This window comes from Paraburkholderia podalyriae, assembly GCF_014397785.1.
GTDB lineage: Bacteria > Pseudomonadota > Gammaproteobacteria > Burkholderiales > Burkholderiaceae > Paraburkholderia > Paraburkholderia podalyriae.
In genome coordinates this window covers 1-12,784 of record NZ_VZQQ01000105.1, presented here as the reverse complement: position 1 = coordinate 12,784, position 12,784 = coordinate 1, and the positions used below count along the sequence as shown (strand labels likewise).

The window sequence follows — 12,784 nt, the reverse complement described above, 5'->3', positions numbered from 1 at the left end:
CCAATCCGCGGATATCAGTGTGATCCACCGTCGACCTTACTGCTACGCCGCCCTCAGGGAATTCTCGCGCCTATGAAAAAGCGAAAAATCAACATCGCGATTGACATGGAAAGTCATATCAGTATCTGAACAACCTGATTGAACAGGACCATCGAGCGATCAAGCGTCGCACGCGACCCATGCTCGGGCTCAAGAATTTTCGCTGCGCCCGCATTCTTCTGGGCGGCATCGAGATCATGCATACGATCAAGAAAGGGCAGATGAAAAGCGCAGAAAAAACTGTCTTTCTGGTGCCCAGCAGTTCTACTCGCTTGCCAACTTAAGCAGTACTAGGCATTGCGCTGTCGCTCATCTCAATTCCCTTATCGCGACAAAACTTCCTCATTCGGGTGTGCAACACAGTTGTGTCGGCAACATGAATAAAATGTATATAATTGCACGGTGTTCGCAAATAAAAACGAGTGGCACCCGTCGTACTCGACGCTGAGCGGGCCGTACGCTGAAGAATCAGGTTGCACTTACATCACAGGGAACAGCACATGAAGACGCGCATTACAGAGTTGCTGGGGATTCGATACCCGATCGTTCAAGGCGGCATGATGTGGGTGGGCCGCGCGGAACTGGCCGCTGCAGTCTCGAATGCCGGTGCGCTCGGCACCATCACCGCGCTCACGCAGCCCACGCCCGAGGCACTGCGCAACGAGATCGCCCGGGTTCGATCAATGACGGATGAGCCGTTCGCTGTGAACCTGACCATTCTCCCGACGATCAAGCCGGTGCCGTACGACGAGTACGTGCAGGCAATCATAGAGAACGGCGTGAGGATCATCGAAACCGCGGGGCGCAATCCGGAGCCGCATATGCCGGCGTTCAAGGCTGCGGGAATCAAGGTCATTCACAAGTGCACGTCGGTGCGTCATGCGCTGAAAGCAGAGGCGTTGGGTTGCGACGCCGTCAGCGTGGACGGCTTTGAATGCGCCGGCCATCCGGGCGAGGACGATGTGCCGAACCTGATCCTGTTGCCGGCGGCAGCGTCGAAGCTGCGCATCCCGATGCTTGCGTCGGGTGGCATTGCCGATGCCCGCGGGATGGTCGCTGCGCTCGCGCTTGGCGCGGATGGGATCAATATGGGTACGCGTTTCATGGCCACGCGGGAGGCGCCGATTCACGAGAACGTCAAGCGCCGGCTCGTCGAGCATGATGAGCGCAATACCGCGTTGATCTTTCGCACGCTGAAGAACACGTCGCGTATTTTCAGGAATTCGGTAGCGGAGCAAGTGTTGGAGCTCGAGCAGAAAGAGGGTGCAACGTTCGCGGACCTCAAGCCGCTCGTCAGCGGTGAACGCGGCAAGCGTATGTACGAAACGGGCGATACCGAAGACGGAACCTTCCCGGCTGGCCTCGCAATCGGGCTTATCGAGGATATTCCTAGCTGCGGGGAACTCGTGAGCAGGATGGTCATTGAGGCGCGCGCGCTCATTCGTGGCCGGCTGGCAGCGCTCGTGGAAGAGAGTTGAGTCCGCAGCAAGACAGCAGTCCAATATAGGGTTGCCCGCGCCCGGGATCGAACAGGCGCGGGCAGCGGATGCATGCGTTAGGGGCGCGAACAGGCCTGTGAGGTATGACGTTGTTCGTCGAGCCGTTCGAGGTGAGCGAGCAGCGAGCGCGACGCGGCGGGCCAGAGCCTTTCGGGAACGTCATCGTAAGCAACACGCAGCCAGTCTTCGAGCGAGCCGTTCGGCAGCGCCTTCACCTCCTCGGCGATCTTCGCTTCACGGGCGAGACGGTGGGCCTTGAGGCGGGCGATCTGGTCACGTGCGCGGTCGAGCACGTACCCATGCGCCGGCAGAATGAAGTCGATTTCGCGTTCGCTGCAAAGCGCGTCCATTCGGTCCACAGACGTCAGATACGCAGTCACATTGCCGTCCGGCGGATCGATGATCGATGTGCTGCCATTCAGAATGTGATCGCCGCTGAATAGCAGTCTGTCCTCAAGAAGGGCGAGGCACACGTGGTTGCTTGCGTGCCCCGGCGTCGAGACGACCAGCAATCGATGCGTGTGGGCATCGTCCGCGAGCACCAGCAATTCGCCGTCACGCAATTCACGATCGGGGACGAAATGGCTGCTTGCCCGGGCGAGCGGTCCGGACGGCACGCCGAGAATTGGCGGCTTGTGCGCGTACATGGCCTGCAGTGGCCGTGCTCCAGGCGCGTGATCCACGTGCGAGTGCGTGCAGACGATCATGCGAATGTCGCCACCGGTTGCCGCGAAAAGACGTTGAAGGTGCGCGCGCTCGCTGGCCCCGGATCGATCACGATGAAGCCGGCCGTCGCGGTGCCGACAACATAGCTATTGGTGCCCGGACCCGTCATCATGCCGCCGTTCGCCGTGGTCACGCGCATTACGTTTCTGAGCAGTGGGACGGCTTCGGTCGTTCGCCAGTCGAGAGCGTGTAGCACCTGGTCGTCAGGACAGACGAGGCGCAGTTCCCCGTATGGGGGATCACCTTCCATGCAGCGCACGACCGCGCCTGCCTTCAGGCCGCCGCGCGGACAGCTGCGCCACAGTGAGCTTTCGCTTGCACACGCCGCGAACAGCGCTTCGACCGAGTCGAACGAGCGCAGGCGTTCCAGCGTGCGCACGGTCGGGAAGATCATCGAGAAATCGCCTGCGGCGTGGCGCTCGAGCGCCGCCGACGGACGGACCCACACCGGTTCGAACTGCTCGGTCCCGTGCGACGGCGGTTTGGCCGGCAGGCATGCACGCCACGAAAAACTGCACGTCGAAGCGCTTCGGCAGGTCCCGGTCGGTGATCCAGTTCGCGAGCGGATAAACGCAGTCGACGGCGAGTGTTAGCAGCATTCTGCGTGCAATGTGCTGCGATCGCCGCGTGACGGTCGAGTCTCGCGATATCGCGAGACTCGACGAAGGTGGCGTCACGTCGTCGTGCGAGCAGCACGCCGAGTTCCTCGAACGTCTCCCGGATCGCGGCGACGGCCTAAACTGCTTGAATATCGTCTTGCGCGACGCGCCGTGGTACGCCTTCGGCGATTTGTGTATCGGACGGATCGATCGCTCCGCCTGGAAAGACGAAGGCGCCTGGCGCGAAGCTCGCTTGCGCCGAACGCCGTGTCATCAGCACTTCAATGGCGGGCGATCCTTCGTGGTGCGTGTCGCGCAGCAACAGCATCGTTGCTGCGGGGCGGGGCGAAACCGGTTGTCGTTGCGGGTGGAGCAGTTGTGCGGGGCGTACTACGTCACTCCCTCTGATTGAATGATTGAGCGCTACAGGCGGCCCCTAAACGCGCTCGAAGATGGCCGCGATGCCCTGGCCTCTGCCGATACACATCGTCACGAGCGCATAACGGCCGCCGCGACGGTGCAATTCGTGAATGGCTTTCACCGCAATGACAGCACCAGTTGCGCCAATCGGATGGCCGAGCGAGATGCCCGATCCATACGGGTTGACTTTGGCGCTGTCGATTTCTAGCTCCTTCGCTACGGCGCAAGCCTGCGCTGCGAAGGCTTCGTTCGCTTCGATCACATCGAGATCCGCCACGGTCAGGCCCGCGCGCTGCAGCGCCTTGCGCGTTGCCGGTCCGGGCCAATGCCCATGTACTGCGGATCGACGCCCGCGTGAGCCCAGCAAACGAGCCGTGCCGGCGGACGAAGGCCGCGTTGTTCGGCGGCGCGGCGCGTCATCAGCAAGAGTGCCGCAGCGCCGTCATTGAGACCGGACGCGTTGCCTGCCGTGACCGTGCCGTCTTTCTGGCACGCTGAGATCCGCGGCGGTCGTACCGGGCACCACATGCTCGTCGGTGTCGAACACCGTCTCGCCCTTCTTCGTATGCAGTGCCACGGGCACGATCTGCTCGCTGAACCTGCCGTCCTGAATAGCTCGGCCGGCGCGCTGATGGGATTCGACAGCGAGCTGGTCCTGGTCGTCACGAAAACGTGCGCGGTTCGGTAGATAGGTAAGTGGAGGCAGCCGATTTCCATTACACCGTGACACCTGAGCGAACGGTGCGGGTCTCACAGTGCGCCTTGAGCCATTCCCTTGGCCCGCAATCTTCAGCGACTTTAACGAAAGATCGAGATGCCTTAACGTATCTTTATTCACTAAAGGCATTCAAAGTATCGGGTTGGTTGTGCGTGACGGTCAAGATGCCGCCGTCACGCGAGAGCGAGAGCGTCCTTTCAGCCTGAATATTGGCGGCTCCTCCTGTTCGCAATAGAGAATCTGGCGAGACCGACTAATGCGAGGGAGAAGCCTGTGATACTGCCCTGATCTCGGCTGATTGCTGCAGTCCAGAATGTCACTTTCTCGTTTGCGTTTGGATCGGGACTCCAGGAGCGGGGCATGGGTAGCCGGACGTGCCGCCGCAGATCCCGTTATCCAGATAGCTGGGCAATTTGGGGCGCTCGTCGATATAGAACGACACCCAAATCAGCAGGATGGCATAAATGAGTAGAGTTATATTTACGTAACCGCTTACCGCGAGGCCACGCGCAATCTCGCGAGCGCATCCCGACGAGACGCGATCGGCGCCGCGTTCGAAGAACATTCGGCCCTCCTTATCCGTAAAATAGAAAGCCGCTGCGCTGAATGTAATGACAACGCCGTAAATGATCGCCTCGTAGAGCGGAAATTGCTCCGGCGTTCCTGGGAAGATACTCCACGCTCGGATTACTCCGACGTAAGCGAAGACGCCAAGGTAGCAGAGGACTGCTTCGTTGACTAGATCGTTAAGGATCACAGCCGCGGCACAAACCAGAGTGAGTTGCACACCGTTCAGCGACGGCCATTTTCCCTTGACCCACCGCATCACGCCGACGCCGAACATTACCATCGCCGGGACCAACGCCACATACATGGACGGCTGCATTGCCAAAGGCTCGGGCATCAGATGGTCGTTGGGGCTGATCCATCCGGGAATAAAGCTTCCCCAGGATCCGACGTTCACCATATGCGAGTTAAAGACAAACTGCGGGCGCACGTAGCCGATGATCAGATCTTGCCATGTCATCGCTACCCACCCGATTTGAATGAGGTTGAATGCAGAAAACTCCCGCTTCTTTATCAGCGTATAGGCAATATGCAAGAATCCCCACACTACCGAAATACCAAAGACCACTTGCACGACAAGAATAGCAATCGATGTGCGGAGCGGCATTGGATCCGGGCCAGGCGGTGTTGGTGCCAGTTTGCCGGACATCAGCCATGACCCAATCACGTAGATCTGCAACACCCAGAATGCAGCACCGACGAGCGCCCACCATACAATCGGCCGTGCCTGCGTGGTCTGCGCGACCGTTTCTTCGGGCGCAAACGCTCGTATATCCATTTTGTTCATGACTTGGTTCTCCTAATTTATGTGATTACATTGCCACATTGAACTGAAGCGACTGGCATCACTTCAACCAGAATGCACTTCCAGGATACGGAGCCTATGATTGAACAAATTGCGTGCAACTCGTGGTCCGCAGATCCCGGCCAACACTTACGTCGCTCACAGATTCAGCACAAGCGTTGACGTCTTCGCACGTGAGCAACAGGGCAGGAACAGTCGTCCCTGCGCTTGCTCACGGGAATCGAGGAAACTGTCGCGATGATCCGGGTCACCCGAGACGATAGTGGTGACACAGGTACCGCATACGCCTGTCTCGCATGATGTTGGGATTGCGCAACCAGCTTCGTTCAGCACTGCAAGGGCGGATCGATCCGCCGGGACCTCGAGCGTGCGCCGGCTCTTTGCCAGTGTGATTGTGAAAGAGCGATTTCTCCGAAAATCGGGCTGCCCTGCGGAAAATCTTTCGACATGTACACAGGTTTCCGGCCACCCCTGAGCGGTTGCCGTGGCTAGCGCCGCATCGATAAAGCCGCCAGGTCCGCAAATGTAGAGGTGCCGAGCCGTTGCCTCCTTTATCAATTGGCTCAAATCTATTCGCTCTGCGCTCGGAGTATCGTCGCTATGAACGAATACGGAGCGTGCGTACGGCGCAGTCGCTAGCCGTTCGCGGAACGGCAATCTCGCCGCATTTCGTACGAATATGTGCAGAGCGAACGGCGTGCCCACCGCATGCAGCTTCTCGGCCATCGCGAGCAGCGGTGTCATGCCAATCCCACCGGCGAGCAACAGTGCGGAGGCTTCCGGATCTGTAAGCGGGAACATTTGCTTTGGGCCGCGCCATGAAATCGTGTCACCTTCTTGGAGGTCGTCGCATAGCATTCTGGAGCCGCCTCGGCTCTCCACCTCGCGCTGTGCACAAATCAAGAAACGACCGTCATCCTCAGGGGCATTGCAAAGTGAATATTGGCGAGTGAGAGTTCCCAGTCTGATGTCGATATGGGCGCCGGGGTCGAACGCTGGAAGCGCCTCGTTATCTTCGTGCTGCAACAGGAAGCTGAAGACGCCGTCCGCTTCCTTGCGCTTTCGCACGATCCGGGCGCGCCTCCACTCTGGCGTAGAGTTCGGCTCGCTGGACTCGGCCGCCGGATGACGAATCGACCGCTGGGTATAGTCAAACGCAGGCATTGGCGAGGTACGGTCCTTGGCGCCGGGACCGGGCCGAAACGCATGGGCCAGAACGCGAGCGGTGACGCTGAGGGTGCCTAGCACAGCGGGATCGTCGAGCAGGTGCATCACCCGCATCAACTTGATGTAGAGATCTGGTTGCTTCTGCGCCGCCTCGGCAAACCGATCGAAGAACCAGTTCTGCGCTGCAAAGAAGCGGGGGCGTTTTCCGTCCGCAGATGGGAAACGCAAATCGTATCCGCATGAAAGCTGCGAGGCGATGTCCTGCACTTTCTCCGAGTAACGATAATAAAGTCGTCCCAAATTGGGATGATCCAGGCCTTCGCGCCCAATTACGGCCTCGAGCGACCGTGCTGCGAGCACAGCGGAGGTCATGCCTTGACCGTGGACGGGATTGAAAACGCAGCCGACATCTCCGACGGAGATATAACCCTTCGGTAAGCCTTCCCAGCGCGAGAACCACCGTCGCCGATTTACAAAGCCTTTAAATGCATATATTGGCGATATGGGCTCAGCGAGACTCGTCATCTCATGCAACAACGGAGTGCGCAAGCCGTGGCGAAGCAGCTCATTGAAACCGGCCGTGTCAGTCGGCGGATATTGACGCTCGTAGCCCCAGGTGGTGACGAGCCAGCGACCGCCCTCCACCGGAGCCAGCGATCCTCCCATCGGATTGTCGAGGCTCGATGCCGAATAGGCGGCCTTCCACCACCACCCGGCGGGAAGTTCCGAAGGAGCTGCGTACCAGCGACTGCTGTAGCCGCAATGAGCATCTACGATCGTTTCTTCTGGTGCGCCATTTCCAAGGGCTTCCAACCACGCGACTGATTTCGACGCTCGACCGCTCGCGTCTACGACCAAATCAGCCTCGATCATCCGCTCAGACCCATCGTCGCGGCTGCGAACATTCACGCCCAAGACCCGTCTGGCATTTGCGTCATGCAGAAGGCCAATGACCTCTTGACCAAAAAGGATCTCGATGTTCGCGATCTGCTCTGTTGCGAGCGTGCGAAGCGAGTTCTCTAGAAGCGTGCGACTTTGGAATAGAGTCTCCACGCCAGGCTGGCGTTTCATCCAACCCGTCGGACCAAAAAATGCGAAGTCCATTCCGGGATTTACTAAATGGGCGCCGCCACCGAGGAGGCGCTCACTGAAGCCCGGAAATAGAGCATCCAGTTCTACCCGGCCTCGCCCAAGAAGTGCGTGCTGATGCTGGCTCTGGGGTGCCCCCATGCGGTGCGGCTGCCCCGAATCAAGCGTATCGCGTTCTACGACTGTAATCCGGCCAACGTGCTGAGCCAGAACCTTCGCTGCGGATACGCCGGCGATACTTGCCCCAATGATGATGACGTGCTGCATGCTCCTCCCTCGCTCGGGTTTTTTGGAAGGATACTACCCAGTTTCCTTTTTGAACAGATATTCGAATATTATTCGTAAATGCGATCTCATGCGGAGTACGATGGAACCTTCGAATCGCGTTGGGCTATGTGCGAGTTCAAAATTTGGCCGTCAAGTAGAGTGGCCCGTTCGCATCCTTAACCACGGAAATCTAACCGTTGCTATGCTTTCAGTTCCGTCCAAAAACGCCAGATTGCAGAGATCCATACCAAGCATGGCGGCGACTGAACCGGCCCGGGATTTCCGGAGGCTCCACTTCTTGAGAAAATGGAGCTATGGAAAACACCAAGAAGAAGTCCCCAAGGTACTCGCCGGAAGTTCGTGAGCGGGCTGTGCGAATGGTGCTGGAACACCAGGGCGACCGCGAATCGCAATGGAAAGTGATCGCGTCGATCGCAGCGAAATTTGGCTGCTCGGGTGAAACGCTGCGTAGCTGGGTGCGCAAGGAAGAGCGGGATCGGGGTTTGCGCCCGGGCACAAGCACGCAGGAGCAGGATCGGCTCAAGGAACTGGAGCGGGAGAACCGTGAGCTGCGCCAGGTTAATGAAATCCTGCGCAAGGCGTCAGCATATTTCGCACAGGCGGAGCTCGACCGCCGACCGAAGTGATGATCACGTTCATCGATGATCACCGGCACGTCTACGGGGTCGAGCCGATCTGCAGGGTGCTGCCAATTGCCCCGTCGACGTACTACACGCATGTGGCCCGCCGCGTCAATCCAGGCCTGGTGCCGCCGCGGGCCCAGCGCGACAGGATGCTCAAGGATGAGATCCGGCGCGTGTGGGAAGAAAATTTCCAGGTGTATGGCGCAGACAAGGTCTGGACGCAATTGAAGCGGGAAGGCATTGTCGCGGCGCGCTGCACGGTCGAGCGGCTGATGAAGCAGATGGGCCTGCGCGGTGTGGTGCGGGGCAAGACGGTACGCACGACAGTGAGCGATGGTTCGACGCCGTGCCCGAAGGATCTCGTGAACCGGCAATTCACGGCCGAACGGCCCAATGCGCTGTGGGTGTCAGATTTTACCTATGTATCGAGCTGGCAGGGCTTCGTCTATGTCGCGTTCATCATTGACGTGTTCGCCCGACGCATTGTCGGCTGGCGTGTGTCGAGCTCGGCGCGCACGGACTTCGTTCTGGACGCACTGGAGCAGGCCTTGTACGAGCGACAGCCGGCGCAGCAGGACGGGTTGATACATCACAGCGACCGCGGCGTGCAATACGTATCGATCCGCTATACGGATCGGCTGGTCGAGGCTGGCATTGAGCCGTCAGTGGGCAGCGTGGGCGACTCCTACGATAACGCACTGGCGGAAACGATCAACGGCTTGTACAAGGCAGAGGTGATCCATCGCCTCGGACCATGGCGCAATCCGCAGGCCGTTGAAATTGCGACGCTCGAATGGGTCGACTGGTTCAACAATCGTCGGCTCTTCGGCCCCATCGGCAACATTCCACCTGCTGAGGCAGAAGCCGCTTATTATTCAAAACTCGCTGGGTCCGCCATCGCGGCGTGACTCAAGCAAAACAGCCTCCGGGAAACCCCTCAGGATTACCCATAAGTCGCTCGCGACTGTGCGATTGAAGGGCGATGGCTTGTAAACGGTGACGACCGATGTTAACTTTGATCCGGTTCGTGATCTGTGATGTCGGGCATTGTCGGACACATCTGACCTTGATGATTGGGCAAATGAAGAGTTTGGCGCCGCCGAGCTCGGCGACGCTCGCCTGACCAGACGGCTCGTGACGCTGGCACGCAAGCTTTCGTTGGGCCCACATTGCTCTTTTCCGCAGTCGTTCAATGGTTCGGAGCTGAAGGCGGCATATCGTTTTTTCGACAACCCGCACGTGGATGTCGATGGCGTGCTGGGTGGGCACATCGGTCAAACGCTGTGTCGTATGCAACAGGTGCCAGTCGTCCTTGCTGTTCAGGACACCACCGAGTTCAATTTGTCTCATCTGCGGGCAACCGAAGGTCTGGGATATGGCTCCGATCCACATGTGCGTGGTTTCCTGATACACAGTCTGCTTGCGCTCACGCCAGAGGGGCTGCCACTCGGGGTGATCGGGATGAAGACCTGGATACGCAGGCACGAGGAGTTGGGCAAGAAACATCTGCGTGGGCAACGAACCGTACAACAGAAAGAGAGCGCGAAATGGCTCGAAGGCATCGAGCAACTGGGCGTACTCAAGACGCACTGTCCGTGCACGCATGTCATCGGCGTGAGCGACCGTGAAGGCGATGTCTATGACGTGTTCCTGGCGCAGCGGCCTGCCGGTGTCGACTGGTTGGTGCGCGCGTCGTGGAACCGACGCGTTGCTCACCCCGATCGATATTTGTGGGAAACCGTGCTGGCCTCGCCAGTGCTTGGAGAGGCGCAACTGCAGGTGCCTGCACGCGAAAACCGCCAGGCACGCACCGCACGGCTGGTTGTGCGCTGCATGCCCGTATGCCTTCGTCCGCCGCAAAATCGTCGTCGCGAGAAGCTTCCCGAAATTGAAGTGTTTGCAATTCATGCACAGGAAACGAACTTAGACGAAGGAGCAGAGCCATTGGAATGGCTTCTACTGACTTCGGTGCCTACGCAAACACACGCAGAGGCCCTCGAGCGTCTTGCATGGTATGCGCGCCGATGGACGATTGAATCGTGGCATCGTGTGCTTAAAAGTGGCTGTCGCATTGAAGCCCGCCAATTTGGCAATCTCGATCGATTCGTCCGCGCCACCGCATTGTTCGCCGTCGTAAGCTGGAGGATCCTGTACTCCATGTTGCTTGCCAGGCTTGATGGCAACCTGCCATGCGAAGTATTGCTGCAGCCAATCGAGTGGCGAGCCCTCTACTGTCGTACGCATGGCAGTACCGAAATACCTGATAAACCGCCGTCACTCGCGCAGATCATCTTGTGGATCGCCAGACTCGGCGGATATCTCGCTCGAAAGCATGATCGTCCACCTGGTCCTACCGTCATCTGGCGTGGATTTCTTGTCCTGCACGAAATCACGATGATGTACCGAATATTCAGGCAAAACGAATAGCACCATCACATTACTTGTGGGTAATCCTGAGGGGAAACCCGGGGCGGTTCAGAGGCAGCGCGGACGACCCTCTGGAATTCAAGCGTTGGCCCCTTGGGCGCCCAAAACCGGCGCAAGCCTATCCTGCCGTTACTGGTTTTTATGTCTTTAAGATCGCCGTTCGCGAATCCGGTGAGTGGGCCTGACCATGGTCGAGCGGATAGATGGACTACCGCTGCAAAACGCCGTGTCTGGACGCGCAGAAAAAACGCGTGGCCCGCGCAGGAAGATGAAACATGCGCAGTGAAATGAACAGGACGTCGCATGGACATCTCCGGGCGTTCGCGCGAGTAAGCTGATCCACTTGGAACACGAAAGCTAAACGCCGAGCGCAGCATGCAAAACCATTCCGGTCATGCTTCGCGCAAAAAGACAGCCGCTCCGATGCACGAAGGTGTCAATGCTCGCGCAGGTTAAACGAGTCTGCTCCCGTGTGGCAGCGCAGGAAAACCTTGTCTGCCGTGCAGGTTTCAGCAGGTCCTGCGATCACCTGACATAGTATCGTGAGCCACGAATTTCAAAGACAGTCAGTTGCCAACGAACGGTGATTGATCGTTAGATCGGAGGCGCGACGTCGCTGCACATCTTCGCGTGCAATTGAAGGCACTGCCGCTCGCGACGGAGCAAAAAAATTTCTGATTCCGGGCAATTCCGGTCCGCTCCTGGACGTTCCGATACCTCGAATTGGGTCTGTTTTCAGGGATTGACGACCGTTAATCTCCTCCGCAAGATGGCATGAAGGCAAGTGTGTTGAGGCGGATCATGCCGCTCGTGAAGAGCTTTACTCAAGCCCAATGGGACGCTGCGGCGCGCCGTCTCGACGCGCTGCCGGAAAAGCCTGCGCACGAGCATCGCGTCAATGTGTGCGATGCGGTGAAGTCGATGCAACCTCAAATCAGTGGCGCGAAAAGGAAAGGGTACACGCTCGAAGAGATCGTCCAGCAGCTGGCGCAGGAGGGCGTGGACATCAGTACCAGCACGTTGAGGTACGCGATTCAACGCGCGACGAAGGAAAGCAAGTCCGAGCCCGTGGGAAAGAAAATCACGACGACGACTCCGACGGTAGCATCGCCTCGCGCCAAGAAGCCCAATCAGACAAGGTCGTGGAGCGCGGACAGCGCAGAGAGGGAATCCAGGCAGGATGGGGGAAAGACAGTGACCACGCCGGGGTCAATGGTGATTCGGGATGCGTTCTCGTTCGAGATCACGCCCGATATCGAAAACCTGTAGAGGGCTCATATGGCAACGACTTATCCCATTTATCTGGTCGGTGGCAGCAAGGGCGGTGTTGGCAAGAGCTTTGTTTCACTCGCGCTGGCCGATTACCTGCAGCGGCACGACTTTCCTGTCGCCCTGGTTGAAACCGATACTTCCAATCCAGACGTGATGAAATCCGTCCAGGACGAGATGCATTGCATCGCCTATAGCCTGGACGAGGCAGACGGCTGGATCGGTCTTGTCAACTTCTGCGACGAACGCCGGGACGCCGCCGTCATCGTGAACACGGCGGCTCGCAGTCAGACGGGTGTCGCACGCTTCGGTGCGACACTCGCCAGTACGCTCGGCGAATTGCGGCGTCAGCTCTTCGTGCTGTGGGTGATCAACCGGCAGCGCGACAGCCTCGAGCTGCTGCACGCATTCAGTAAGACATTGCGTATTTCGGTGAACGTGACCGCTGATTTCGGGAACGTGACCGATTCGGCGAGGTTGGGCGTTGCGCGGTTTCGATTGTAGAGTTCCTCCCTAGTTTTGGTCGAGTTCTGGTTCCAATACACTGG

7 protein-coding genes, 4 pseudogenes and 1 other annotated feature are annotated in these 12,784 nt (G+C 58.7%); of the genes and pseudogenes, 6 read left to right on the top strand and 5 right to left on the bottom strand.

Annotation, left to right across the window (positions count from 1 at the left end):
• Window positions 1–119: 119 nt before the first annotated feature.
• Both F6X42_RS39905 and F6X42_RS39900 read left to right on the top strand, forming a co-directional pair.
• A pseudogene (locus F6X42_RS39905) lies at window positions 120–316 on the top strand (DDE-type integrase/transposase/recombinase); the annotation flags it as partial.
• 223 nt (window positions 317–539) lie between these two features.
• Window positions 540–1,517: an NAD(P)H-dependent flavin oxidoreductase gene (locus tag F6X42_RS39900; protein WP_187639321.1), complete on the top strand. Its 978-nt coding sequence runs from the start codon at window positions 540–542 to the stop codon at window positions 1,515–1,517.
• 77 nt (window positions 1,518–1,594) lie between these two features.
• Here F6X42_RS39900 and F6X42_RS39895 read toward each other — a convergent pair.
• From F6X42_RS39895 to F6X42_RS39880, 5 genes and pseudogenes are all read right to left on the bottom strand, one after another.
• Window positions 1,595–3,272 (bottom strand): annotated as a pseudogene (locus F6X42_RS39895) (MBL fold metallo-hydrolase).
• Between the two features lie 27 nt (window positions 3,273–3,299).
• A complete protein-coding gene (locus F6X42_RS46195) occupies window positions 3,300–3,650 on the bottom strand; it encodes a hypothetical protein (protein ID WP_376776516.1) in 351 nt (116 codons plus the stop codon).
• Window positions 3,563–4,130: pseudogene (locus tag F6X42_RS46190) on the bottom strand (thiolase family protein). Before F6X42_RS46190 ends, F6X42_RS46195 begins: the two are co-directional and overlap by 88 nt.
• Before the next feature lie 187 nt (window positions 4,131–4,317).
• Window positions 4,318–5,355, bottom strand: coding sequence for a spirocyclase AveC family protein (locus tag F6X42_RS39885; protein WP_187639320.1), 1,038 nt, complete (start codon window positions 5,353–5,355; stop codon window positions 4,318–4,320).
• Between the two features lie 156 nt (window positions 5,356–5,511).
• Entirely contained in the window at window positions 5,512–7,896 is a 2,385-nt protein-coding gene (locus F6X42_RS39880; RefSeq protein ID WP_187639319.1) for a 2Fe-2S iron-sulfur cluster-binding protein, read from the bottom strand.
• Window positions 7,897–8,210: 314 nt separating this feature from the next.
• Between F6X42_RS39880 and F6X42_RS39875 the strand changes: the two genes are divergently transcribed.
• From F6X42_RS39875 to F6X42_RS39860, 4 genes and pseudogenes are all read left to right on the top strand, one after another.
• Window positions 8,211–9,448, top strand: a protein-coding gene (locus F6X42_RS39875; protein ID WP_246530497.1) for an IS3 family transposase whose coding sequence is annotated in 2 segments (ribosomal slippage) — window positions 8,211–8,514 and window positions 8,514–9,448 — 1,239 coding nt in all. Because the reading frame shifts where the segments join, the coding sequence is not laid out codon by codon here.
• Window positions 8,501–8,617 (top strand) — a sequence feature (AL1L pseudoknot). (Overlaps the previous gene by 117 nt.)
• Window positions 9,449–9,587: 139 nt before the next feature.
• Entirely contained in the window at window positions 9,588–10,967 is a 1,380-nt protein-coding gene (locus tag F6X42_RS39870; RefSeq protein ID WP_187639318.1) for an IS4 family transposase, read from the top strand.
• An 801-nt stretch (window positions 10,968–11,768) separates the two neighbouring features.
• The gene (locus F6X42_RS39865; protein ID WP_187639317.1) at window positions 11,769–12,236 is read left to right on the top strand and encodes a hypothetical protein; all 468 of its coding nucleotides are present in this window, start codon (window positions 11,769–11,771) and stop codon (window positions 12,234–12,236) included.
• A gap of 9 nt (window positions 12,237–12,245) precedes the next feature.
• Window positions 12,246–12,656, top strand: a pseudogene (locus F6X42_RS39860) (nucleotide-binding protein); the annotation flags it as partial.
• Between the last annotated feature and the right edge of the window lie 128 nt (window positions 12,657–12,784).